We start from the raw sequence: 25,308 nt of genomic DNA, 5'->3' as shown, positions 1-25,308 counted from the left end.
CCTCTTTGTGTTGCCGTTAGGCATTATCGATGCGTATCTCGACTGACAAAGAAGTGGTGCGGTGAAGCATCGTCAAAAAATCAGGGAGGTCTGCATGGCTGGAGCGACGCTGTCCGGGACGGTGTTCACGGATACCAACGGCAATGGGATGTGGGATCTCAACGAGGCCCCCCTTGCAGGCTTATCGGTCGATCTGCTCGCCGCCGACGGGAGTGGCAGCGTGTTGGCGACCGTCAAGAGCGGCGTGAACGGCGCGTACGCCTTCACCAATCTCGCGGGCGGCACATACGCCATGCGCTTCACGCCGACGCTGTCCGGATATCTGGGAAGCGTCGGAACAACGGCCTCGAACGGCCAGACACTGGTGACCAATCTGAAGGTTCCAAGTAATACGACCACGACAGTCAACGAAGGTTTCTACAAACCCGGAGCGATTGCCGGGGTCGTCTTCAACGACACCAACGGTAACGGTGTCTTCAACACTGGTGAAATTCTCACGAACGGCGTCAGGATCGATTTGTATAATAACGTTGGTGTGCTTTCCGGTACCACGACATCAAGCAACAAGGATCCGTTCAAGCCTGGTACGAATGGGGTCTATAGCTTCCAGAACCTCGCCCCAGGGAACTACACGGTCACAGTCACTGCCCCGGATGGCAAGATGACGAGCGGTGTAACCACGCTTGCGGAGACCGTCACCAGTGGTGCGGTGATCGCGTCGCAGAATTTCGGTGTGAAGAACAATCCCCCGACCGTCAGTCTGGCCGGTACAATCTTCGATGACGGAGACAGGAACGGCAGCCAAGGTCTCGGTGAAAAGGGCCTCGCTGGCAGCAACGTGCTTCTAAGCGATGCGGTCACAGGGCTGGCGCTCAAGACCACTGTCACCGATTCGGCTGGGCGTTACAGTTTTGGGACCACCGCCGGCAGCTATCTCATCACCGTCGCTGCCCCGGAGGGATTGAAGGGAACCTCGCCGACGATCCTCTCGACGGGTGATCTCACCAGCGGGGCTTCGAATGCAGCGCTGAATGTCGGATTCACGACGGATCCGGTCCTCGACAAGACGGGCGCCATTCCTCCGGTCACGGTTCTCAACGTCGTCCTCCGCGGACAATCGAACACCTATTTCCCAACCCTGTACGGCGACTTGCCAAAACTCGAAGCGGCGATCGAGGCCCAGCTCGGATTCGACGGCGTCCGTCAGGTCGTCAACGTGATCGGCACGCGTGACATGGCGAACGGCGCCAACACGGAATGGCCGGGTACGGGGATGCTGACCGACTGGCTGACCCCGGTGAACGGCGACTACCGGAACGGGTGGACGGCCAACATGCAGGAGCTTGGCCTTCTCGGTACCCTCGGGCAATTGTCCGTCGCGCAGAAGGCCGCGCCGACGGCGATCGTCTGGCTGCACAATGAGAATGACAGCCAGAACGCGAATCTCACGCCGGCCATGTGGGAGAGTGCGGTCCGCTACGAAGCCGGCCTCGTGCGCGGCGTGCTCGGCCAGGACGCGAGCACCGTCCCCTACCTGTTCGTCAACGCCATCCCCTTCCCCGCGCAGACGCCCGGGGTTCAATTCACGCAGCCGGTTCAAAACCAGGCCATCCGGGTCGGACAGGCCGAGCTTACCGAGGACAAGGATTTCAACGCAGGCTACGCCACGCATCAGGCGAGCGACGTCGACATGGACGTCGATGGTCACGGCATCACCCGGCAGCCGGGGAGCGTTCACTTCAGCCGAGCGGACGCGGATCAAATTTTCAAGCGGATTGCCCTTTCGGTTGCCGAGGAGTTCAAGGCCTCGGCGCTGCCGGGCTCGCCCATGGCGCTGGCCGGCGGCAACATCGACGACGACGGTCCTCAGGTCGTGCGGGCCGAGCGCGTCGCCGGCGCCACCAACCAGCTTCTGCTGACCGTCGCGTTCGATCAGGCCACGTCGCTCCAGGCCTTCGGCAGCGCCGCCGCCGCCGGTACCGGCTGGAGCCTGCGCGCCGACTGGAACGTCGGTACCAGTCAGGCCGTGGCTACGAAAGCCGAGCTCATCGACGCCAGCCACGTCCGGCTCACCTTCGACAGCGACATCCCTGCCGCCACCGAGCTCTTTTACGGATGGGGCGGCGCCCGCATCGCCGTGCCCGGGCAACCCGGCATCGGAGCTGCGATCTACGACAACAACAGCCTGCCTCTCTGGGTCGATCCGCGTGGCCTCACGGTCACCCAGGCGGGCGTGATCACGGTCCGGTCCGTGGTGGACAGCGGAGCCGGCATCGACGGCAGCGGCAACGGCCTGCTCAAGGCCGGCGCCGCCATCACTCTCGCCGTCCAGTTCACCGGCGCCGTCGAGGTGACGGGCACGCCGGTGCTGACCCTGAACAGCGGGGCCACCGCCGCCTATGCGGGCGGGTCGGGCACCAGCACCCTGAACTTCGCCTACACCGTGGCCGCCGGCCAGAACGTGCAGGACCTGGCCGTCACCGGCATCGGCCTGACGAACGGCACCCTGGTCGGGCAGGATGGCAGCAGCGTCACCCTCGCGGGCTTCGCGGCGGCGATGCCCGGCATCCTGACCATCGACACCACCGCCCCGACCCTGACCCTGACTCAGACGCCGCCGGCGACGATCGAGGCCACCTCCGGGGCGGGGGCTCCGGTGAGCTTCGCCGCCACGGCGATAGATGCTGTCGATGGAAACGATCCGGTGATCTTCCGCGAGGGGATGACGGTCGTCGCTTCGGGCCAGACCTTCGGCATCGGCACGCATGTGGTGACGGCGACGACGAGCGACGCCGCCGGCAACCTCGCCGCCCCAGTCGCATTCGCCTTCACCGTGGCTGACACGGTCAAGCCGGTGATCGGCGTCACGCCTCCGGCCCTGACGATTCAGGCCACTTCAGCGACTGGAGCTCCGGTGAGCTTCGCCGCCGCGGCGACGGATGCCGTCGACGGAAGCGATCCGGTGATCTTCCGCGAAGGTGCGACGGTCGTCGCTTCGGGCCAGACTTTCGGCATCGGCACGCATGTGGTGACGGTGACGGCGAGCGACGCCGCCGGCAATCTCGCCGACCCGGTCGATTTCACCTTCACCGTTGTTGGCGCGCCGACGGCGACGGCGGACGCGGTCACTCTCGATGCCCATTCTCTCACGGCTGGGAACGTGCTCGCCAACGATCTCGATCCCGCCGGCGCCGGGCTGCAGGTTACGGCCGTACGTGCGGGGGACGGCACCCTCACCCCCGTGCCGATGACCGGCACTGTCACGATTGCAGGCATGCGCGGCACCCTGACGATCGGAGCCGACGGGCAATACACCTATCTGGGTCAGCGTTCGGGAACCGATTTGTTCACCTATACCATCGCCGACAATGACGGCGCGGCTGCATCGGCAGCGCTCAGCATCACCGTCGAGGCGCATGTTCCCCCGCCTGAGGCGACCTACGCCTTCGCCTTCGCGCAGGCGAGTCTTACCTATCAGAACGGCGAGGTGTTGCTAACGGGACCGGATGGCGCGGTCCACGATGTCACCGGCATCGAGCGGCTGAACTTCAGCGACGGTACGATCAATGAATCCGCAGGCCGTCCCCTCGTGGATGACCTGTTCTACTTCGGCATGAACCGCGACGTCTGGCAGGCGCAGGTGGATCCGGGTCAGCATTACGCCGAGTTCGGCTGGCGCGAAGGGCGCGATCCCAACCCGCTGTATTCGACCTCCGGCTATCTCACCGCGAATCCAGACGTGGCCGCCACTGGTATCGATCCCCTGGCTCACTACGATCGGTTCGGTTGGAAAGAGGGGCGCAATCCCTCGACTGCCTTCGACACCGATGCCTATCTCTCCGCAAACCCGGACGTCGCTGCAGCCGGAATCGACCCGCTCACCCATTATCTCCAGTATGGGCGGATCGAAGGCCGGCAAGCCGTGCCTGTCTCGGCTGAGATCGCAGGAGCCGATCAGCTCTACGGTGATTTCGACATCACCTATTACTTGGCTCGGAATCCGGACGTGATGGAGGCGGCCGCCGCGGCCGGTCGTGCGCCGGACAACTTCGCCTTCATGCATTATCTCGAGTTCGGGGCCGCCGAGGGGCGCGACCCGAATGCATACTTCTCGACGAAGGGCTATCTGACCGCGAATCCAGATGTGGCGGCCGCAGGCTTCAATCCCATGCTTCACTATGAAGAGTTCGGCTGGAGGGAGGGGCGCAATCCCTCGGCTTTCTTCAACACGAAGGCCTATCTTGCCGCGAACCCGGATGTGGCGGCAGCGGGAGTCGATCCGCTCGCACAGTATCTCCAATTTGGCATCGCCGAGCATCGCGACCTCGCTTGACGAAGACCGCGGCCGGTACTTGTGTGCCAAGGCGTTCCGATCGCATTCTGCGACCGGCTTTAGGAAACACCGGAAGCCTGACAGGCAACCGCCTGCACGGGCTGCCCAGTTGCAATCGCTCCCCAAGAAGCTGTTTGGGACAGGCGCGGGGTAAACTGTCACCGGTGATTGAGCAGGTCGCGACGATTGATGCCCAGGGCTTTGATGCGGGAGGCGAGCGTTGTCGGGCGCAGACCGAGCATCTCGGCGGCGCCTCCCTGTCCGAAGATCTTGCCACCGGTGAGCACCAGGGCCGCCTCGATCTCGGCCCGGTCACGGGCGCGCCGTTCGGTCTCCGTCGGGACGGCAAGCGCGGGCTCGGCCGGAGCCGGCTCACGATGGCGGGGGGGCGCGTCGATCTCCGGCAGGTCCAGATGCAGGCGCCCGCGGACGGCGAGGATCGCGCCGCGCTCGATGACGTTCTCCAACTCGCGCACGTTGCCCGGCCAGGCGTAGCGGCTGAGCCGGCGCGCGTCGCCTTCCGTCAGGCGCGGCTCCGCGATGTTGAGGCGTCGGGCTGCGCCCTTCAGAAAGTGCTGTGCGATCAGGGGAATGTCCTCCGGTCGTTCGCGTAAGGGGCTTGCCGCGATCGGAAAGACGTTGAGGCGAAAATACAGATCTTCACGAAACCGTCCCCGGCGCACCTCGTCCCGCAAGTCTCGATTGGTGGCGGCGATCAGCCGGACATCGACGGCCCGGGTGCGCTCCTCGCCGATCCGCTCGAACGAGCGCTCTTGCAGGACCCGGAGAAGCTTTCCCTGAAGGTCGATGGGGATTTCGCCGACCTCATCAAGGAAGAGCGTGCCGCCATCCGCCAATTCAAAACGGCCAACCCGGTCGCGGACAGCACCCGTGAAGGCACCTCGGGCATGGCCAAAGAATTCGCTCTCGAACAATTCGCGCGGCACAGCGGCGCAATTAACCCGGATCAGGGGGCGGTCGGAGCGACGGCTGGCTTCGTGGATCGCCCGGGCGATCAGTTCTTTGCCGGTGCCGGACTCGCCGGTGACCAGGACGGTTGCGTCGGTGCCGGCCACCACATCGATTTGGCGCAGAGTCGCCTCGATGGCCGGAGATCGCCCGATGATGCCCTGGTGATGGCTTTCGAGCCGGATTTCTTCCTTCAGGTAGGCGTTTTCGAGCTCCAGGCGCTCACGCAGAGAATCGACTTCGGCGAGGGCCTGGCGCAGGCGCTCGTCGGCTTCGCGGCGGGGGCCTATGTCGCGGAAGACGATCACCGCGCCGAGAAGGCGGCCTCGATCGCGGATCGGTGTCGATGTGTATTCCACGGGGAACGCGCGTCCGTCACGGCGCCAGAACACCTCCGTGTCGACCTGGTGCACGGCGCCGTCGCGAAACGCCGCGTAGATCGGGCAATCATGGTGGTGATAATGCGCGCCGTTCGGGTGAGTGTGATGCACCGTGGCGTGCATGTCCCGCCCGACGAGGTCGGCGGCGGACCAGCCCAGCATCCGCTCGGCGGCCGGATTGACGAAGGTGGTCACCCCGTCCGCGTTAACGCCGTAGATGCCTTCCCCGGCTGCCCGCAGGATGAGCTGGTTCTCGCGCTCGAGATCGCGGAAGATCCGCTCCATCCGCTGCCATTCGGATAGGCCGGCCCGCATGTGGGCATCCGCCTGAGCGTCCACCTGACGCCGGCGGCGGGCATCGAGATCGGCCAGGGTCACCAGCATCAGCGGCGCGTGGCTGAGAAGAAGCGAACCCGCATATTCGAGCCGCAGGGTTTTGCCCTCGCCATGGCGCGGGGTCAGCGCGTGGGTCCACCACCGGCCCTTGGCCTGGACCGCCTGGGTGAAGACGATCAGCGTCGGCAGCTGGCCGGGATGCAGGACGCTCGCCGGCATTCCCCGCAGCACGGAAGAATCATAGCCCAGCAGGTCGGCGGCCGCCGGGTTGGCCTCGACGACGCGATCCTGTTCCGGGTCGAGCACCAGCATCGGCTCACGGCTTTCGCGGAAGGCGAGGCCGAGATCGAGCGGTGCCGGAACAGAAAGCATGAAGCCTTATCTCACGACGAGATTTCGTTGTAAAACCACGAAATCTCGTAAAACACGAAATCTCGTATGATGCTTGGATCGCCCTAAGACTATGTGAAAGCTCAGAGAAAGTTCTTTTCTGATCCTGGCACGGGGGTTGCTGAGCAGGCTGCACTTCTCAGCGGCGAGGCAGCCATGGCCCTGTTCGACAATCCTTTCGACGCCTCCCGGCGGCTTGGCCGGGGCGGCTGCTCATGTGGTGCGCACCGCTCGCAAGGTGAACACGATGCGGCCCAGCCGGTGGGCGACGCGGCCATTCAGCGTGTCGTCGACGGGACGGTGATGCGGGCGCTGTTTCCGCACGACGCCGAGCGGCGGGCGTTCCTGCGCAGCGTCGGGGCGGCGACCGCCCTGGCGGCTGTCAGCCAGTTCCTGCCGACCCGCCTGATCGCCGAGGCCTTCGCCGAGGGCGCCAAGCCCGAGAAGACGGACCTGAAAATCGGCTTCATCCCGATCACCTGCGCGACGCCGATCATCATGGCGAAGCCCATGGGCTTCTACGAGAAGCAGGGTCTCAACGTCGATGTGGTGAAGACCGCCGGCTGGGCGGTGATCCGCGACAAGACCCTGAACCGCGAATACGACGCCGCTCACATGCTGGCGCCGATGCCGATCGCGATCTCGCTGGGCGTCGGTTCGAATCCGCAGCCCTACACCATGCCGGCGGTGGAGAACGTCAATGGACAGGCCATCACGCTTGCCATGAAGCACAAGGACCGGCGCGACCCGAAGGACTGGAAGGGCTTCAAGCTCGCGGTGCCGTTCGACTACTCGATGCACAATTACCTGCTGCGCTACTACCTCGCGGAAGCCGGCATCGACCCCGACACCGACGTGCAGATCCGCGCCGTGCCGCCGCCCGACATGGTCGCGAACCTGCGCGCCGACAACATCGACGGCTTCCTGGCTCCGGACCCGGTCAACCAGCGCGCGGTCTATGACGGCGTCGGCTTCATCCACATCCTGTCGAAAGACATCTGGGATCGTCATCCGTGCTGCGCCTTCGCGGCCTCGCAGGATTTCATCACCCAGACTCCGAACACCTACGCGGCCCTGCTGCGGGCCATCATCGAGGCCACGACCTACGCCTCGAAGCCCGAGAACCGGAAGGAGATCGCCGCCCAGATCGCGCCGGCCAACTACCTGAACCAGCCGGTTACAGTGGTGGAACAGGTCCTCACCGGCACCTTCGCGGACGGCCTCGGCGCCGTGCGCAAGGTGCCCGATCGCGTCGATTTCGATGCCTTCCCGTGGCAGTCCTTCGCGATCTGGATCATGACCCAAATGCAGCGCTGGGGGCAGATCAAAGGCGAGGTTGATTACCAGGCCGTGGCCGCCAAGGTCTATCTGGCGACCGATGCCGCGAGGCTGATGAAGCAGAACGGCCTGACACCGCCGGAGACCACCACCAAGAGCTTCGTGGTCATGGGCAAGACCTTCGATCCCGCCAAGCCGAAGGAATATCTCGAATCCTTCAAGATCCGGCGGGCGGGCTGAGTCATGGCGCCAAGCCTCTCCGTTCGCGCCGGCCTCGTCTCGCTCGCCCTGCTGCTGGCTTTCTTGCTGACCTGGCAGATCGCGGTCAGCGGCACGGGCAAGACCGAGGCGATGGACCCGGAATACGCCGCCCTGATGGGCGCCAGTGCCACGACCGGCAAATCGGCCATGCCGGGGCCGCTCGATGTCGGGGCGACGATGTGGAAGCACCTGCGGGACCCGTTCTACGACCGGGGGCCGAACGACAAGGGGCTCGGCATTCAGCTCGCCTATTCCATCGGCCGTGTGGCGCTCGGATACGGCCTCGCGGTGATCGTGGCGATCCCGATCGGCTTCCTCATCGGCATGTCGCCCCTGATGGGGCGGGCGCTCGATCCCTTCATCCAACTCCTGAAGCCCGTCTCGCCCTTGGCGTGGATGCCGCTCGCCCTCTACACGATCAAGGATTCCGGGCTCTCGGCCATCTTCGTGATCTTCATCTGCTCGCTCTGGCCGATGCTGATCAACACCGCCTTCGGGGTGGCCGGCACGCGCAAGGAATGGCTCAACGTCGCCCGCACCCTGGAGGTCGGGCCGTTCCGCCGGGCCGTCACCGTGATCCTGCCGGCGGCGGCGCCCACCATCCTCACGGGCATGCGCATCTCCATCGGCATCGCCTGGCTCGTCATCGTGGCGGCCGAGATGCTCGTGGGCGGCACCGGCATCGGCTACTTCGTCTGGAACGAGTGGAACAACCTCTCGATCACCAACGTGATCACCTCGATCCTGGTCATCGGCCTCGTCGGCATGATCCTCGATCAGGTGCTGGCGCGGGCGCAACGCCTCGTCACCTTCCCGGAGTGAGCGCCATGGCCACGCTCCTTCGCTTCCGAACTGCGCCCAGCCCCGGAGACGCCCGCGTGTCCTCGCAGACCTCGCCGTCTCCCTCGTCAGGGTCCGAGAAGTTCATCTCGATCGAGGGCATCGCCCGGCGCTATCCCGCGCCGGGAGGCAAGAGCACCACGGTGTTCGAGAACCTGTGGCTGCCGATGCGGCGGGGCGAGTTCGTCTGCATGATCGGCCATTCCGGCTGCGGCAAGACCACGGTGCTCAACATCCTGGCCGGGCTGGAAGCGCCGAGCGAGGGCGTCGTCATCGCCGACGGGCAGGCCATCGAGGGCACCAGCCTCGATCGGGCGGTGATCTTCCAGGGCCACGCACTCCTGCCCTGGCGCACGGTTCTGGGCAACGTCGCCTACGCGGTGTCGTCGCGCTGGCGCAAGGCCACCCGCGCCGAGGTGCGAGCCCGTGCGGAAACCGCCATCGCGACGGTGGGTCTCGCCGGTTCCGAGCACAAGCGCCCGTCCGAATTGTCGGGGGGTATGAAGCAGCGCGTCGGGATCGCCCGGGCGCTCGCCATCGCGCCCAAGATCCTGCTCATGGACGAGCCGTTCTCGGCACTGGATGCGCTCACCCGCGGCACGCTCCAGGACGAGGTCCGCCGCATCTGCACCGAGACCGGTCAGACCGTCTTCATGATCACCCACGATGTCGACGAGGCGATCTATCTCGCCGACCGCATCGTGCTGATGACCAACGGACCCCAGGCCAAGGTGGCGGAGATCGTCGAGAACCCGCTGCCGAAGGCGCGCGACCGGGCCAACCTGCACCACGCGCCGGGCTATTACGCCCTGCGCAATCACCTGATGGACTTCCTGGTCACCCGCTCGAAGACCCTGCGGGACGCGATGCCGGCCGGCTACGACCCGCGCCATCCGCCGGTGATCCGCCCCACGCTCACCGACGCCGATGCCGCCGCCCTGTCGGCGGATGCGGCCCCGGCCCTGCGGGCCTGACTTCCCTCTTTCCAAACCGCCACGGAGACGATCCATGAAGCGCGAAGACCTGACCGAGAAGCTCCTCGACATCAAGCGCGAGAAGGGCTGGACCTGGAAGCACATCCAGGACGAGATCGGCGGCATCTCGCCGATCCTGATCACCGCCGCCTGCATGGGCCAGATGAAACTGCCCAAGGCCCAGGCCGCCAAGGCCGCCGCCCTGTTCGGCTTATCCCAGGCCGAGGAGCGCATGTTGAACGAGGCGCCCTATCGCGGCTCGATTGCCCAGATGCCGCCCACCGACCCGCTGATCTACCGCTTCTACGAACTGGTGATGGTCTACGGCACCACCTGGAAGGAGCTGATCCAGGAGGAGTTCGGCGACGGCATCATGTCGGCCATCGACTTCAACATGACCATGGAACGCGAGCCCAACAACAAGGGCGACCGGGTCAAGATGAACCTCTCGGGCAAGTTCCTGCCCTACAAGTACTATGGCAACGACGAAGGCGTGCCGGATTACGGCTTCAAAGAAAGCTGAGTCCCGCCTGCGCTCGCCCTTCGGGAAACGCCGGAGGAATGGGCGCCTGCACGCGGACGATTGTGATCCCCCCCATCGTCGCCCGGACTCAGGCAGCACGCCGTCATTCCGGGGCGCCGAAGGCGAGCCCGGAATCCAGAACCGCCGACAGTGGATGGCCTCGCGCCACCTGCGTTTCTGGATCCCGGACTCCGCTGCGCGGCTCCGGGATGACGGGGCGCTGCCGGGAACCTGGGAGGAAGGTCTTCGGCCGGGACGGACACCACCGGCGCGATAGGGCCGTGCGGTCTTACTCCATCGTCGGTGCCAGCTTCTGCACGCTCTCCACATCCTCGCCGAGCCAGGCCGCGTTCTTGGCCGTGCCGTCGAAGGTCGCGCTGGTCTTGAACAGCTCGTACTTGCCCTGAAGCGCATAGGGCTTGCTGCGTGCCAGGAGTTCGGCGACCGTCGCCCGGTCCATCGGCTTGAAGGTCTTCACCGCCTCGAACGCCTGGTCGAGGTCGCGCTGGCTCTCGATCCCGGTAATGACCACGGTGGTGGGCAGATTGAGGCAGAAGTGCAGGTATTCGAGCGGCTTGATCGGCGCGTCGCTCTTCAGGATGACCCCGTCGCCGAAGGTCTTCATCCCGAGCGCCGCGATGCCGGCTTGCACGAGATAGGGCAGCACGAGGTGCCCGAACGAGCGGAAATGGGCGTCCATCACATTGAGGGGCATCTGCACGGAATCGAAGTGGAAGCCGCGCTCCTCGGCGACTTCGAGCATCTGCAGGTGGATGCGCGGGTCCTTGTGGCCGGTGAAGCCGATGTAGCGCAGCTTTCCGGCCTTCTTCGCCTCGACGAAGGCTTCCATGGCGCCGCCCTCGGCGAAGACCCGGTCGGGGTCGTCGTAGCGCAGGATCTCATGATGCTGGACGAGGTCGATGCGGTCGGTGCGCAGGCGCTTGAGGGATTCGTCGATCTGGCGCATCGCCTCCTGCTTGGTGCGCCCGTCCATCTTGGACATCAGGAACACCTTGTCGCGGTACCCGCCCTGCGCCAGGGCGACGCCCATGCGCAGTTCTGAGCGGCCGCCGTTGTAGTCCCAGCAATTGTCCATGAAGGTGATGCCGCGATCGATGCCGGCATGGATCAGGCGGGTGGCCTCGTCGTCCGAGACCGCGTTCTTGCCGAGGTGGAAGCCACCCATGCCGATCGCCGAGATCTTCTCGGCGTGGCGCCCGAAGGAGCGGTACAGCATCTCGCCGCGGCGCTCGCCCGGATCGGTGATCAGGGGCAGGTCGGCCGGGTCCTTCGGCCGGGTGTTCGGCAGGCCGGGCGCGGTCACGGCCGCACCGGCGCTGCTGGTGGCGGCGAGGCCGGCGCCGGCAGCGGCGCCCTGTAGGAAACTGCGGCGTTCCATGTTTGCTCTCCGGATCGGGGGATGGCGATAGGGCGGGCGTGAGATGTCATGTCAGGCCTCCGCCGCTTCGGTGGACGATGCGTCGGCCAGCGCGCGGGCCGCCTGGAGCAGACGCAGGGCGGCGCAGGCGGCGCCGTAACCGTTGTCGATATTGACCACCGTGATGCCGGGCGCGCAGCTCGCCAGGATCGCATCGAGAGCCGTGCGCCCGCCCTCGGCGACGCCGTAGCCAACGGAGGTCGGAACCGCGATCAGCGCACTGGCGACGAGGCCGCCGACGACGCTCGGCAGGGCGGCATCCATGCCGGCGGCGACGATCAGGATCGGGTGGGCCCGGATCTCGTCCAGCCTGCGCGTCAGGCGCCACAGGCCAGCCACCCCCACATCGGCGAACAGGGTGGTCGCCTCGCCCTGGTACGCCAGGGTGCGCTCGGCCTCGCGCGCCACCGGAATGTCCGAGGTTCCGGCCGCCACGATGCCGATCCGCGCCGGCCCGGAGAGCGCCCGCTTCCGGCCGAAGATGGCCGTGCGCGAAACGGCGCAGTAGTCGATCCGGGTCCGGTGCTCCTCCGCCAGGGCCGCATGCTTGTCGGCGTCGAGCCGGGTCAGCAGCAGCGAAGCGCCGCGCGCGGCGGCCGCCGCCAGGATGGCGTCGATCTGGGCCGGCGACTTGCCGGCGGCGTAGATCGCTTCCTCCAACCCGATCCGCTCCGGCCGGGCGAAATCGAGGACGAATTCGTCCAGGATACGGTCGGTGGCGCTCATGGCGTGGCTCCCGTCAGGAAGGCGCTGCCGGTGCGATAGGCGGTGAAGCGGACCGGCGCCTGGGGCAGGCTCGTGGGAGCCTCGGCCTGGATGCGCTCGGCCAGCAGAGTCTGGTGCGGCGTGTCGAGGGCCGCGAGGCTGTCGGGATCGAGTTCGACCACGATGCCGGCGGCGCGGACCCGGCAGCGCACGGCGCGCCGGGCGCCCGATCCGGCCCCGAGCGTGCGCGATACCAGATTCTCGACGGCGTGGATGAAGGCGAGGGTCTCGGGTTCGATGCGGATGCCGGTCTCGACCCGGCTCGACAGGCAGGGCGCGGACGGAAGATCCGCCACGGAGCCGAGGCCGAGGTTCCGGGCCAGGGCCCGCACCGCCGCCTTGTCGAGTCCGGCTTCCACATAGGGATGGCGCACGCCGTGCTCGCGAGCGGCGTCGAGGCCGGGGCGGTACTCGCCGAGATCGTCGAGATTGGCGCCCGACACCATGGTCCGGTCGGTGACTTGGCGGATGGTGCCGTACAGGTTGGTCTTGCAGAAAAAGCAGCGGTTGACCGGGTTGGCTCGGTACTGCGGGTCGGCGAATTCGCCGGCCTCGACCACGCGCAGGGACCAGCCCAGGCGCTCTGCCTCCGACCGCACCCGCCGGGTCGCCTCGGACGGGACGGCCGGCGAGGCGGCATGCACCATCAGCGCCCGGTCCCGGCCGAGGCGGCGATGAGCCGAGGCCGCCAGGGTCAGGCTGTCGACGCCGCCGCTGACCGCGACCGCCAGGGGGCCGATCTCCGCCAGGACGCGGTGCAGGCGGTCTTGCTCCATGCTCATGCGTCGCCTCCCGCTTCCGCATCGTCGCGCAGGGCAGCCTCCTCCGCGGCCCGTCGCAGGCCGGCCCGGACCGAATGGCTCTCATGCGCCACGGCATCGTCGGCCTCGGCCTTGGCGGTGCGCCCGCCCGGGCGATCGACGATCTTCACCCGCACCGACCTCTCGGCGACCGTTACGGTGCGCATCCGGCGCGGCAGGGCGGCGCCCGAGACGACCCGGTGGCGCAGCCCGATCGTGGTCGTCTCCCGGAAGCAGGCCGCGATTGCCCCGTCGAGGGCGCTGGCGCGCGCGAGCGCCCGGATATGGGTCATCATCCGTCCCTTCTTGCCGAAGACCGGCATCTGGACGACGTCGAAGATGTCGGGGTGATCGCGCAGCCGGTCGAGCCCCATGGCGAGGTCTTCCGCCGACTGGTCGTCGACCTCGAACTCGATCACCCCGAGGTCGCGATGCGGGCTGCCGGCGGGTGTCGTGCGTGTCGCGTAGACCAGCACCCGCAGGCAGTTGCTGAGGCCGGGCAGAACCCTGGTGCCGAAGCCGATGCCGGACCCTTGAAGGGTCCGGGGCATGGCCGCCGAGGCCGGCGCGATGGCCCGCAGATAGGCCAGGATGGCCGCGCCTGTCGGCGTGACGCGCTCACCCGGCACACCGTCGTCGAGGGTCTCGAAACCTTCGAGCAGGAGGCTGGTGGCGGGGGCCGGAACGGGCAGCGGTCCGTGCTGGGTCCGGACCCGGCCCGAGCCGAGCGGCAAGGCGGAGACGCTCCAGGCCTCCGCGCCGAGGGCGGCGATCAGATGAGCGGCCGCCACGATGTCGGCGATGGAATCCCAGGCCCCGACCTCGTGGAAGGCCACGTCCTCGACCGCGATGCCGTGAACCCGCGCCTCGGCCTCGGCCAGGCGGGCGAAGATGCCGACCGCATGTTCGCAGACCATCGGCTCCAGCGCCGAGCCCTGGAGCGCGGCGCGGATCTGCGACCAGTGCCGGTGGCCGTGCGTGGCAGGTTCGGCAGCATGCCAAGAATCGTGCTGGTGATCGTGCTGGTGGTCGTGATCATGCGCCGGATGCCGATGGATCGGTCCGGGCGGCGGCACCGGTTCCGCTCCCTGGCGCGCGACGATGAAGCGGCGACCGGCCAGGATGCCGTCATTGTGGCGGACGAGTTCGCAGGTCACTGCCGGCAGAGCCGCCGCGATGCTGGCCATCACGCCGGCTTGATGGTCGGGAAAAGCATCGAGCAGGGCGGCGGCGAACATGTCGCCCGCGACCCCACCGAGGGCGTCGAGATGAATCTGCATACCGCGCGCTGGTGTCCGGCCCGTCATTGCAACAGGCGAACGCGAGATCGTTCGGAAAGGTCCGGCGCGATCTCGTCCGGTGCGGAGACCGAAGGCCGCAGCGGGCGCTGGGTCAGTCCGCCCGGATCGGGTGCGGTTCGGTGATCTTGGCGCCGAAGGTGCAGGTGTGGGGGAGCGCCCGCCCGGACTCGCCCTTGGCGGGAAGCGCCTCGCAGACGAGCAAATGCCGGAGCATCCGCGCCATCTGGTCGACCTGATAGGGTTTCTGCATCACCGGAACGGCGCCATAGGCCGGATCGATGCCGGCGGCGCCGTAGCCGGTCGCGAAGATGAAGGGGATGCAGCGGGCGAACAGCACGTCGGCCACCGGATAGCTGACGGTCTCGCCGAGATTCACGTCGAGGATGGCGAGATCGAACGCGGTCGCGCGCGCCATCGCGACGGCTTTTTCCAGGCGCATCGCCACCGCGACCTCGCAGCCGAGGTCGAGCAGCATGTCCTCGCCCAGCATGGCGATCAGGCTCTCATCCTCGACGAGCAGGACTCGCCGGCCTTCAAGATCGGTCATGCGGGAGGCGGTCATTGGGTTGCCCGCCCGGTCACCAGATCCTGTCCATGCCAGCCGAGCGCCGTCAGAGGAATGCGGATGTGGCAGGTCACGCCACCCGGCGGATAGGCGATCACCGCGCTGCCGTCGAATTCCATGGGCAGTTGCCGTTCGATCAGGCGGCTGCCGAACCCACGGCGCGTCGGTTCCACGACGGTGGGGCCGGCGGTTTCGGTCCAGGCGAGGTCGAGGCGCTCGCCGCCCTCGATGCGCTCCAGCGTCCAGTGGACGCCGACACGGCCCTCCGGCACCGAGAGGGCACCGTACTTGGCGGCATTGGTCATCAACTCGTGCAGCGCCATGGCGAGGGTCACGGCCACCTTGGGATGCAGGCGGGTGTCGGGGCCGACGAGATCGAACCGCGCCGTATCGACTTCGGCGAGCGCGTGCGGAGCCAGGGCGCTCTCGACGACGCTGCGCAGGCTCGCGGCTTCCCAGTTCTGGCTGGTCAGAACGTTGTGGGTGTTCGACAACGCCACCATGCGGGCATCGAACATCTGACGGGCCGCATCGTCGGTCCTGCCCCGGAAGGTCTGGGTGGCGATCGACTGCACGGTGGCGAGCGTGTTCTTGACCCGGTGGTTCAGTTCGTTGGTGAGCAGGCGCTGGCGCTCCGCCGCGGCCTTCTCCTCGGTGATGTCCCGGACCTCGATGATCGTCCCGATGATTTTCGCATCGTCGTCGCGGATCGGGCTCGCGGTGAATCCGACGGGGTAGAAGCGTCCGTCCTTGTGCACGAACACCTCCTCGCCCCGCTCCTGGTTGTTCTCGGGAAAGGCGCGATCGATGGCGCATTCCTCGAGCGGGAAAGGACGTCCGTCCGGGTAGGTGTGATGGACGATGTCGTGCAGCGGGCAGTCGCGGGCCAGCACTTCCGTCAGGCTGAAGCCGGTCAGCAATTCGGCCGCCCGGTTCATGTAGACGCAGTGCTGGCGGTCATCCATTAGGAAGATCGCCACCGAAGCGTTATTGAGCACCGCATTCAGGCGGCGCTCGGTCTCGTGCAACTGAGACCCGCGCCGCAAGGTCGTGAGGGTCGTCGTAGAGGTGTCGAACGTCTGCATCGGTCCGCAGTTTGGCACGAACGATCGTTTCCCAACAGTGACCGGCGTCTTCTGGCGCCGGTTCTCGCGACGTCGACGGTGTATGAGCTGTGCACGGTCCACCCGTAACAGCCTGTGGCTGCAGGGCGATCCGGGGTTTCAGACGCAATCCACAGTCCCGACTTTCGTTCCGAGGATGGTTTCGTTCCCGGCCGGAAGCCGGCTTACCGACAGGCCCCTGGTAAAGCGCCCGTCACGGTGCCGGTTCCGAAATGCTTGGCGTGAGCGAACCGGTGCAGGCGATCACGCGTTCGAAGGCATCGACGCCCTGCCGGACGTCGGATAGGCAAGCTTCGGATGGCAGGCTTTCGGATGGCGGGCTTCGGATAGGGAACTACCGAGCGCGAAGCGCCTGAGAGGCCGGCAGAGCGCGACGCGGATTCCTGCGTGCGCCCAGCATTTCTTCACGAGCGGGATTTTTCGCCGGGGTGCCCCAGCTCGGGGTAGACCGGTTTGGGGCAGGCCGGTTTGGGACAGAACGGACCGATATGGATGACGCGCTCGAACGCCTTCGCCTGAGAGAACGAGAACTCGAGGCCGAGATCGCTCAGCTCCGAGCCCAACGCGACGCGATGACCCGCAGGCCCGATTCCGGGCAGCGGACCTCGGCCGCCAGTCCGGACCTGCTGTTCACAGCTGCGGAGAAGACCCGCATGCCGATGATCATCACGGACCCCAATCAGCCCGACAATCCGATCGTCTTCGCCAATCGGGCCTTCCAGGATCTGTGTGGCTACGAGGCCGACGAACTCCTCGGACGCAATTGTCGCTTCCTCCAGGGAGAGGGGACCGACCGGGCCGAGGTCGCTCGCGTTCGGGACGCCATCGCGGCGCGGCGGGACGTGGTGGTGGAGATCGTCAACTACCATCGCGACGGAAGCGCCTTCCGGAACGAACTCTACGTCAGTCCCGTCTTCGACGCGGACGGCCAGCTGCTCTACTTCTTCGCCAGTCAGCTCGACGTCACCCGCTTCCGCACCGAGGAGGGCCGTTTCGCCGAGAGCGAGGCCCGCTACCGGACCCTGTTCGATGCGATCGATGCGGGGTTCTGCATCGTCGAAATGCGGTTCGATTCGGACGGTCGTCCGGTCGACTACCGGTTCCTCGAAGTGAATCCGGCGTTCGAGCGCCAAGCCGGGCTCGGCGACGTCATCGGCGAATGGGTCAGCGACGTGATTCCCGGCCTGGAGCCGCGGTGGCTCGAAACCTACGGCGACGTCGCGCTCACGGGGCGGCCGGCGCGGTTCGAGAGCGGTGCCGTCTCACTCGGTCGCTGGTTCGACGTTCACGCCCTGCGCGTCGGCGAACCGGTGCAGCATCGCGTCGCGATCCTGTTCAACGACATCACCGAGCGACGGGAGGCGGAAACGGTCCTGCGCGCCACGGCCCGGGACCGCACGACCGAGCGCGACTTGGTCTGGCGCGCCAGCCGCGATCTCCTGGTGATCTGCGGGTTCGACGGCATCTACCGCTCCGTGAATCCGGCCTGGACCGAGATGCTGGGCTGGCCGGCGGACGCGCTGGTCGGCTCCCGCTTCGATGGGTTCCTTCATCCCGACGATGTTGCGGCGGCCAGTGCGGCGTTCGCGCGCCTGACAGAGGGCGGCATCCTCGACAATCTCGACGTCCGCATGCGGACGGCGGATGGGGATGTGCGTTGGGTGTCCTGGAATGCGATCCCGCAAGGTGATCACTTCTACGCCGCCGGGCGCGACGTCACCGAGCGCAAGATTCTCGAGGATCAGCTGCGACAGTCGCAGAAGCTCGAAGCGGTCGGACAGCTCACCGGCGGTGTCGCCCACGACTTCAACAATCTCCTGACGGTCATCAAGTCCTCCACCGATCTCTTGAAACGGCCCGATCTGCCGGAGGAGCGGCGTCAGCGCTACATCGGCGCGATTTCCGATACGGTGTCGCGCGCTGCCAAGCTGACGGGCCAGCTTCTGGCCTTCGCCCGGCGGCAGGCCCTGAGTCCGGAGGTGTTCGACGTCGCCCGCAGCGTCGCCTCCGTCGCGGACATGGTCGGGACGCTGACAGGGGCGCGCATCCAGGTCCAGACCAAGGTCGACCCCGGCCATGCCCCCGACGGAGCGCCGCTCACCTGCCTCGTCGATGCCGATCCGAGCCAGTTCGACACGGCCCTCGTCAACATGGTGGTCAATGCCCGCGACGCCATGGACGGCGAGGGTCGCCTAGGGATCCGGGTCAGCCGTGCCCTCGCGATCCCAGCGGTCCGCGCCCATCCCCGGATACGCGGCGATTACGTGGCGGTCTCGGTGTCCGACACCGGCTCCGGCATTCCACCCGACGTGCTGGAGCGGATCTTCGAGCCGTTCTTCACAACGAAGGGCGTCGGCCAAGGCACCGGGCTCGGCCTGTCCCAGGTGTTCGGATTCGCCAAGCAATCCGGTGGCGAGGTGGTGGTGGAGAGCGAACTCGGCCACGGCACCACCTTCACGCTCTATCTCCCGCGGGTGCGCGGCGCGATGGTGACCCAGGCGGCGCTTCCCGAACCCGCTCCTCTGGCCGATGGTCACGGCACGCGGGTTCTGGTGGTCGAGGACAACCTCGAAGTCGGGGCTTTCGCGACCCAGGCACTCCAGGAACTCGGTTACGCGACCCGCTGGGTGACCGATGCGGAGCAGGCGCTTCAGGCGCTCGGGCAAGCGCCCGCGCCCTTCGACGTGGTGTTCTCCGACGTGGTCATGCCCGGGATGAACGGCATCGATCTCGGCCAGGCCATCCGCGCCCGGCACTCCGGCCTGCCGGTGGTGCTCGCGTCCGGCTACAGCCACGTCATCGCCGAACAGGGGACCCACGGCTTCGAGTTGCTGCGCAAGCCCTACTCGGTGGAGGATCTGTCGCGCAGTCTACGACGGGCGGTGGAGCTGCGCGGGGCGTCCGTTCGCGAAGGCTGAGCTGGGCCTGGATCTCCTCCTCGAGTGCGCTCGGCCCGCATCCGCTCGCGGCTGCCTGCCCCGGCGCCGCAGCGGTGAACCGCGACGGCGCCTCCGGGTTGATCCCTGGAACCCGGCGGGGGTGCCCATGCCGGGACACAGGATGAGGAATCGAGACATGAGCGACGGCGCGACCGCCAGCGACAGCCCCTTCATCAAGGGCCGCAATGCCCGACTCTACGGCAAGCAGCGGGAAAGCTGCCCCTATGCGGAGGGAAGCCCGGATCGCGAGGCCTGGATGCAGGCCTTCGACGAAGCCTCGGACGACCGTCTGGAAAGCGAGACCGGCACCATCGATCCCCAATCCGCGCAGAGGGGCTGAGGCTCCGACCCGCGGGCTTGCCCGCCGTGGCTTCCGCGTCGTTCAGGCGGAAGCCGCCTCAGATGTCGTGGCCGATCTGCCCGATCTGGCCGAGGTTCAGATAGGCCGGATTGAACTCCGCCAGGTCCGTGAGGCGGGTCCAATCGAGGATCGTCAGCCGTTTGCCCGAGAGGGCGATGAGCCGCTGTCGCCGCAAGGCCTGGAGCGAGCGGTTGACGTGCACGTTCGACAGCCCGACCGTCACCGCGATTTCGGATTGCGTCAGGGGCAAGTCGCAGGTCATCCCGGTCGTGAGGCCGACGCTCGACAGTCGGAGGTGCAGTTCGCAGAACAGATGTGCGATGCGCTCGATGGCCGAGCGGCACCCGATATTGACGATCCATTCGCGCAGCGTGGCCTCGTCGACTCGATCGCTCCGCCGCAGGGCCTTGCGCAGGGTAGGATGCTGGCGGGTCGCGGCCCGCAAGGCGTCCGCGGGAATTCGGGCGATGCGGCAGGCCGACAACGCACTGACCGTGTGGTCCATTCGGCTGACGAGTTCGGCTTCCAGATGGCAGTGATCCCCCGGAACCAGATACGCGGTGATCTGGCGCGCGCCGGTCTGGCGAAACTGGTTTCGGCAGGCGAAGCCTTTGAGGACGATAAGGATGCCGTCCGCCGGCTCGCCCTCGCGGAGGATGTCGGCCTGGGCCGGATAATCCCGCCCATTCGCGATCAGGCGGAACAGGGCGCTACGGTCCTCCCCCGACAGGTGCGCGAAGCATTCGAGTTTCCGGATGAGCGGGTTGACCGATACGTCCGGCGTGAGGGTGAAGGTCCACTCCCCCGCCGGCTGGCTGCCAAAGTGAGGCGCCATCTCAGGAACTCCCGAACGCGATGTCACCGAGCGTGATGACGACATCTCGGGGAACCGCAGGATTGGTGAGCCAGGGCGCGTCGGTGAAGCCCAGGGCCAGGGGATCGTCGCGACCGCACGAGGCGTGCACGACGAACGGGACGCCGCGCCGGCGGAGTTGCCTCATGGTGTCCGTGCAATCGCCATCCCGCAGGAAGGGCTCGATGATCGCGAGATCGATGGCCTGGTTTGCCAGGAGCGCCTCGGTCTCCGCCACCGTCGCCACCGGCCCGACCACGCGATAGCCCGCCTCCACCAGTGCTTCGCACAGGTCGATCCCGACCAGCGCATTGTTCTCCGTCAGCAGTACCAGCAGCGTTCGATTCGTATCCATCGCGGCGGCCCTCGGTCTCAGAGGTCGTTGGACTCTATTCATCCAGCCGCTGAAATAGAGCGCTAATCGATCTCTTGTGCAAGTGAAGTCGGTCTTACCAATTGGTGTAATTCCACGCAGCGGAGAAATGTTTGGTACCCGACAAACATTTGTTGCAGTTATGAAGGGATCGATTTCGGCGCGCTTTTGCGCGTTGGCTGCTTGCCGTGTCTGCCATGTCTGCCACGTCGGCCATGTCTGGCGGAAACACCGGGCCGCGCACTCAGTGACGCTGCGGATCGCGTTGATCGACCCCAGAACGGCGTCGCTGCCGCCCTCCGTCCGGACATCGGCATGTCGGTCTTCGGCGACGCGGCAGTCATGGGTGCGATTTCGGTCGTCGGTGCTGGAATTCCGGTCCGACGAGCGGACGATGGAGACGTTCTTCAGAACCGTTGCTTAACGATCGCGCGAGGGATCGGTGCAGGACTGGATCATTGAACTTGCGCACCGCTGGTTGCCTCGTAGACCATCATCTTGGTTGACGAAACGCGACAGCGCGGGATGGTATCGATGGAAATTGCGCGCCTGATTCACACCTTCGCCATGCCCGTGATGGCGTTGCTCGGTGCTCTGCCGTCTTTCCGAAGGATCCCGTCGCCGCCGCCCCTGCGCGAGGGGCCGACCCGCTCGACCTATGATTTTCCGGCCGTCCAGCCGGCCGCGACGCCCTATTGGCCGGAGCGCGCCTGCATCCTGTCGGGCAAGCCGCAGCAGACCGCGACCTACATCTACAGGAGCCCGGACGACCTGTTCGCGGCCGGAATCTGGACCTGCGAGCCGGGCAAGTTCCGCATCGACTTCGGCCGGGCCGAGTTCATCCAGCTCATCGAGGGCGTGGTGACGGTGACGGATGCGGACGGGACGGCCCGAACCTATCGGGCGGGCGATGCCTTCGTGACGCCAGCGGGCTTCTCCGGCACCTGGGACGTCATTGAGCCGGTGAAGAAGCACTTCACCTGGTACGGGCCGGAGCCGCTCTGGTAGCGCAGCACCCTGCCCTACTCGGCAGCGTCGACCCGGAACCCCTCGATACCCTGGCGCTCGGGGTTGATCGCCGCCAGCGCGCGTTTGGCCGCTTCCAGCGGGTGCTCGGCCTCGATCCGCACGGAGGTGAGGTCGGGGCTCTTGTAGACCGTGACGATGGTGTCCATCACCTCGGTCAGGGTCGTGCGCTTGTCCTCGGGCGCGGCGATCAGGAGTTGCAGACCCCAGGCCTGATAGAGATCGACCAGCGCCTGGCTGTTGCGCACGTCGAGCTTGGAGAAGGCCTCGTCGAGCAGGCACAGGCCGAGGCCGGGATTCTCGTCGCCAGGCCGGTCGCCGGGATAATAGGCGGAGGCGAGCGAGGCCGCGATGGCCACGTAGAACGGCGCCTGGGCCTCGCCGCCCGAGCCGCGCAGCGCCCGATTCGACATGGTGGTGCGGTTGCCCGCCCGGTCGCGCATGCCGATCTCATAGACGAAGTAGTTGCGGTAATCGGCCAGCCGCGTCGCGCTCTCGTCCCCGGCGATCAGGGCCGTGATCTCGTCGATGGCGGTGGAGAGCGGGCCTTCCGGGATGGTGCCGTCCTCGTTGGGCAGGATCGCCTGCGCGGCATCCGGCGAGCGCGCCACCTCGGTCGCCAGGGCGTGGACGGCGGCGTAGCGCCGGTCCACCTCCGCCTCGAAGGCGTAGGTCTGGCCCGTGAAGGTCTGGCTCGACAGGCGCTCGTTCAGGGCGTCGAGGCGGGCGCGCACCCGCTCGAACTTGTCGGCGAGGCGGGTCAGCAGATCCTCGATCATCAGGCGGCGCATCTCGCTCTCCGCCCGCCGCGCCTGGTCGCGGTAGCGCCGCAGCTCGTGGCCCGCGACCTCGTCGTGGGCGCGCTTGGCCCAGCCATAGCCGAAGGAGGCGGGGGCATCGCCGGTGCCGAGGGGGTTCTCGACCCGCCACTGCACGCAATACTCGGCGAGATCGCGCTCGGCGGCGCGCCCCTGCGTCCGCGCGGTCTCCGCCGCGTCCCGGGCGCGCGCGCGGGCGGCATTGGCAAGGCTCCCGAGGGCCTTCGAATCGAGTTCGGCCCGCTCGGCCCGGAGAGTGGCCAGCGCGGCCGGGTCGAAGCCCTCGGGCCGGACTAGCCGGATGCGCATCGAATCGCCCCCGGTCCAGCGCTGATACGCGGTCCGGCGGGCCTGGAGCGCGGCGCGGGCCGCTTCGCGGCTCGTCGCCACCTTGGCCTTCAGGCCGGCCTCTTCGCCGAGGAGCAGATCGCGTTTCGGCTCCAGCACCTGGACCAGTTCGGTGAGATAGGCCGAGCGTTCCTTAGCGAGTTCGGCCAATTCCGCCTCCAGCACGCCGGTCTCGGCCCGCTCGACGCTGTCCCGCTCCGTCGTCAGGCTCCGGCGGCGGCCCTCGAGCGCGTCCGCCTCGGCGCGCAGTTCGGCGAGGTCGAGATTCGTTTCGGACAGGCGACGCGTCAGAGCGGCGGCAATCCGCGCGGCCTCGCGCAGGACGTCGGCCTCCGCCCGGGCCCGGCGGGCCTCGGCAACCGCCTGCTCCCAATCCTGGCGGCTTTCGGCGGTCGGCCCGCGATGGCCCCGGGTCATCATCAGCTGGACCGGGCGCACCACCGAGTAGGCCATGCCGGAGGTCGATCGCCCGCTTGGCGCGACAGCGCGGCTCATATGGGCGAGGGCCGCATCGTTCGGGGCGAGGTCGTAGCCCCCGAGTCGCGCTCCGAGGAAGGCCTGCGCGTGCGGGTCCGCCGTCTCGATCAGCGCCAGCGGTCCCTCGTCGTCGCGCCCGCCCCGGCGGCGGGCGGTATCCGTGGTCTTCACCAGGAGGCAGCGATAGAACTGGCTCTTGCGCGCTTCGAGAAGGCCGAACGCCTCGTTGAGGCGGTCCGGCTGCACCACCAGGGCCTCGCGGGCGCCGCCCAGGAGGCCTTCGAGGGCTTGCCCCCATTTCGGATCGGTGATCTCGGCCAACTCGCAGACCGGCGTCGCCACGATGCCGAGCCGGCCGAGCTCTTCGCGGAAGGCGGCGACGTCCGACGACAGCCGCGGTGCCGCGCCCCGCCCACCCGTGCTCGGCGCCGGCGCGCGGGTCTGGGCCTCGTTCTCCAGGGCGCGGGCGCGAAGCGCCGCGTCCTCCGCGGACCGTTCCAGCGGCGCCGTGATCTCAGGCATCCCGGCGAGGCCGCCGACGAGGGCGGCCAGCGGCCCGTCCGAGCGCAGCGTCTCCTCCGGGTTCGCCTCCCGGCGCAGGCCGGACCGGGCGCAGGCCTCCACCAGGCGCGCGGCCTCCGGCGAGACCTTCCGGATCTCGCCGATGATCACCGTGAGCTTGCCGGCATCGAGGACGATCCCGACCAGCTCGCCGACACGGGCAGCGAGGTCGCGCCGGTCGCGCGCCAGCATGGCGAGCCCGGCATTCGAAGCGGCCAGCCGTCCCTCGGCGGCGGTCCCGGCCAGCAGCGCCTTCTTGCCCGCGATCTCGCCATCGATCTCGCGCACGAAGCCCTGGCTGGTGGCGACGCTTTCGCGGGCGATGCGCAGGCGTTCGGCGACATCCTTCAGGGCCGAACGCGCCGTGCCGTGATCGAGGATGCGGCGGCGCAGATCGGCATCGGCGGCCCGCAACTCGCCGAGGGACGCCGCAAGGCTCGCCTCGGCCCAGGTCTCGTAGCGCCCGAGGATGCGGGCGAGGTGCGACAGCCGGCGTTCCAGTTCCTCGATCGTCTCGAGGAGGCGGCGCCAGGTCTCGACCGATTGCCGGATGCGCGCGACGTCCAGGGGCTCGGGTTCGAGCACGAAGGAGCGCACGAAGGCCGAGGAATCGAAGATCGGCTTGAACGCGACGGCATTGGAGAAGGTGCGCAGGAAATGGCGCGGCTCGGGCACCGCCGCGCCCTCGCGCAGCATCCCGAGCAGTTCGGCGGTGAAGCGCTCGCCGGAGGCCCGGTACTCGTCGAAGGTCTCGCCGCGCGTGCGCAGATCCTTGGCGATCTCGGCCCAGGGCGCTACGAAGCTGCCGCCGGGCGCCTCGCGCACGTAATCCGCGATCTCGAAGCGGTGGCCCACATGGACGAAGCGCGACAGCGTGGTCTCGCGGCTGTCCTCGGCCCGCGCCGCCAGGGCGAGACCGGCCGAGACGACCCGGCCGGTGGTCTCGTTCTCGAACACCAGGACGATCAGCGTCTCGCAGGCTTCCCGCGTCGGGCGGCCGCCCTCGGCCGGATCGCTGATCCAGCCCAGGCAATAGTCCCGCACCGTCCGCGCACTGCGCCCGGAGGCCGAGGCGTTAAGGGCGAGGCGGCTGGCGTTGTTGCCGGCCAGCACCGTGCCGACCGCATCGAAGATCGTCGACTTGCCGGCGCCCGTCGGACCCACCAGCGCAGCCGCGCCCCGGATCCGGATCTGCTCGCGGCGGATCAGGTACCAGTTCGAGAGGACGATGTCGGTGAGGCGATACACGGCCGGTGCAGGTTGTCCCAGGGCTGA

The 25,308-nt window shown here is 67.5% G+C and carries 18 protein-coding genes; 8 read left to right on the top strand and 10 right to left on the bottom strand.

Annotated features, from left to right (window positions below):
• The first annotated feature begins 94 nt into the window (after positions 1 to 94).
• Complete coding sequence (locus ACV7NL_RS11690; protein ID WP_463355762.1) at positions 95 to 4,333, top strand: SdrD B-like domain-containing protein; 4,239 nt, start codon at positions 95 to 97, stop codon at positions 4,331 to 4,333.
• A 158-nt stretch (positions 4,334 to 4,491) separates the two neighbouring features.
• Here the strand turns inward: ACV7NL_RS11690 and ACV7NL_RS11685 are convergent, their stop codons facing one another.
• On the bottom strand, positions 4,492 to 6,390 hold the full coding sequence (locus ACV7NL_RS11685) for a sigma-54 interaction domain-containing protein (protein ID WP_463355761.1): 1,899 nt from the start codon (positions 6,388 to 6,390) through the stop codon (positions 4,492 to 4,494).
• A gap of 174 nt (positions 6,391 to 6,564) precedes the next feature.
• Here ACV7NL_RS11685 and ACV7NL_RS11680 point away from each other — a divergent pair, with 174 nt between their 5' ends.
• Genes ACV7NL_RS11680 through cynS form a run of 4 tightly spaced genes read left to right on the top strand, consistent with a single transcriptional unit; the run spans position 6,565 to position 10,284 of the window.
• Positions 6,565 to 7,926, top strand: coding sequence for a CmpA/NrtA family ABC transporter substrate-binding protein (locus tag ACV7NL_RS11680; RefSeq protein ID WP_056186294.1), 1,362 nt, complete (start codon positions 6,565 to 6,567; stop codon positions 7,924 to 7,926).
• A 3-nt stretch (positions 7,927 to 7,929) separates the two neighbouring features.
• Positions 7,930 to 8,769 (top strand): nitrate ABC transporter permease, encoded by an 840-nt coding sequence (ntrB, locus tag ACV7NL_RS11675; RefSeq protein WP_056186297.1) that lies wholly within the window; start codon positions 7,930 to 7,932, stop codon positions 8,767 to 8,769.
• 5 nt (positions 8,770 to 8,774) lie between these two features.
• The gene (locus tag ACV7NL_RS11670; RefSeq protein WP_463355760.1) at positions 8,775 to 9,761 is read left to right on the top strand and encodes an ABC transporter ATP-binding protein; all 987 of its coding nucleotides are present in this window, start codon (positions 8,775 to 8,777) and stop codon (positions 9,759 to 9,761) included.
• A 34-nt stretch (positions 9,762 to 9,795) separates the two neighbouring features.
• On the top strand, positions 9,796 to 10,284 hold the full coding sequence (cynS, locus tag ACV7NL_RS11665) for a cyanase (protein ID WP_463355759.1): 489 nt from the start codon (positions 9,796 to 9,798) through the stop codon (positions 10,282 to 10,284).
• 289 nt (positions 10,285 to 10,573) lie between these two features.
• Here cynS and ACV7NL_RS11660 read toward each other — a convergent pair whose 3' ends face one another.
• The 6 genes from ACV7NL_RS11660 to ACV7NL_RS11635 all read right to left on the bottom strand — a co-directional run bounded on the left by ACV7NL_RS11660 (position 10,574) and on the right by ACV7NL_RS11635 (position 16,238).
• Positions 10,574 to 11,683 carry an aldo/keto reductase gene (locus tag ACV7NL_RS11660; protein WP_056186308.1) on the bottom strand — a complete coding sequence of 370 codons (1,110 nt, stop codon included), beginning with the start codon at positions 11,681 to 11,683 and terminating at the stop codon, positions 10,574 to 10,576.
• 51 nt (positions 11,684 to 11,734) lie between these two features.
• Entirely contained in the window at positions 11,735 to 12,448 is a 714-nt protein-coding gene (gene larB / locus ACV7NL_RS11655) for a nickel pincer cofactor biosynthesis protein LarB (protein WP_463355758.1), read from the bottom strand.
• On the bottom strand, positions 12,445 to 13,263 hold the full coding sequence (larE, locus tag ACV7NL_RS11650; protein WP_463357109.1) for an ATP-dependent sacrificial sulfur transferase LarE: 819 nt from the start codon (positions 13,261 to 13,263) through the stop codon (positions 12,445 to 12,447). The genes larB and larE overlap by 4 nt, the downstream gene beginning before the upstream one ends.
• Positions 13,264 to 13,265: 2 nt before the next feature.
• Positions 13,266 to 14,567, bottom strand: a complete 1,302-nt coding sequence (gene larC / locus ACV7NL_RS11645; protein ID WP_463355757.1) for a nickel pincer cofactor biosynthesis protein LarC — start codon at positions 14,565 to 14,567, stop codon at positions 13,266 to 13,268.
• A gap of 112 nt (positions 14,568 to 14,679) precedes the next feature.
• Complete coding sequence (locus ACV7NL_RS11640) at positions 14,680 to 15,135, bottom strand: response regulator (protein WP_056186614.1); 456 nt, start codon at positions 15,133 to 15,135, stop codon at positions 14,680 to 14,682.
• Between the two features lie 11 nt (positions 15,136 to 15,146).
• Positions 15,147 to 16,238: a sensor histidine kinase gene (locus ACV7NL_RS11635; RefSeq protein WP_463355756.1), complete on the bottom strand. Its 1,092-nt coding sequence runs from the start codon at positions 16,236 to 16,238 to the stop codon at positions 15,147 to 15,149.
• Between the two features lie 527 nt (positions 16,239 to 16,765).
• Here ACV7NL_RS11635 and ACV7NL_RS11630 point away from each other — a divergent pair.
• Both ACV7NL_RS11630 and ACV7NL_RS11625 read left to right on the top strand, forming a co-directional pair.
• Positions 16,766 to 19,195 (top strand): PAS domain S-box protein, encoded by a 2,430-nt coding sequence (locus ACV7NL_RS11630; protein WP_463355755.1) that lies wholly within the window; start codon positions 16,766 to 16,768, stop codon positions 19,193 to 19,195.
• Positions 19,196 to 19,352: 157 nt separating this feature from the next.
• On the top strand, positions 19,353 to 19,556 hold the full coding sequence (locus ACV7NL_RS11625; RefSeq protein ID WP_463355754.1) for a ribosome modulation factor: 204 nt from the start codon (positions 19,353 to 19,355) through the stop codon (positions 19,554 to 19,556).
• A 58-nt stretch (positions 19,557 to 19,614) separates the two neighbouring features.
• Here ACV7NL_RS11625 and ACV7NL_RS11620 read toward each other — a convergent pair whose 3' ends face one another.
• Both ACV7NL_RS11620 and ACV7NL_RS11615 read right to left on the bottom strand, forming a co-directional pair.
• Positions 19,615 to 20,412 (bottom strand): Crp/Fnr family transcriptional regulator, encoded by a 798-nt coding sequence (locus ACV7NL_RS11620; protein ID WP_463355753.1) that lies wholly within the window; start codon positions 20,410 to 20,412, stop codon positions 19,615 to 19,617.
• Position 20,413: 1 nt separating this feature from the next.
• A complete protein-coding gene (locus ACV7NL_RS11615) occupies positions 20,414 to 20,785 on the bottom strand; it encodes a response regulator (protein ID WP_463355752.1) in 372 nt (123 codons plus the stop codon).
• A 552-nt stretch (positions 20,786 to 21,337) separates the two neighbouring features.
• On the opposite strand from ACV7NL_RS11615, the gene ACV7NL_RS11610 reads away from it, so the two are divergent.
• Positions 21,338 to 21,811 carry a cupin domain-containing protein gene (locus ACV7NL_RS11610; RefSeq protein ID WP_463355751.1) on the top strand — a complete coding sequence of 158 codons (474 nt, stop codon included), beginning with the start codon at positions 21,338 to 21,340 and terminating at the stop codon, positions 21,809 to 21,811.
• Positions 21,812 to 21,825: 14 nt separating this feature from the next.
• Here ACV7NL_RS11610 and ACV7NL_RS11605 read toward each other — a convergent pair whose 3' ends face one another.
• Entirely contained in the window at positions 21,826 to 25,281 is a 3,456-nt protein-coding gene (locus ACV7NL_RS11605; protein WP_463355750.1) for an SbcC/MukB-like Walker B domain-containing protein, read from the bottom strand.
• Positions 25,282 to 25,308: the final 27 nt, after the last annotated feature.

This window comes from Methylobacterium sp. Ger2507 (genome assembly GCF_055231875.1).
Note: the sequence above shows the minus strand (reverse complement) of the source record. Positions and strands in the feature narration are given on the sequence as shown.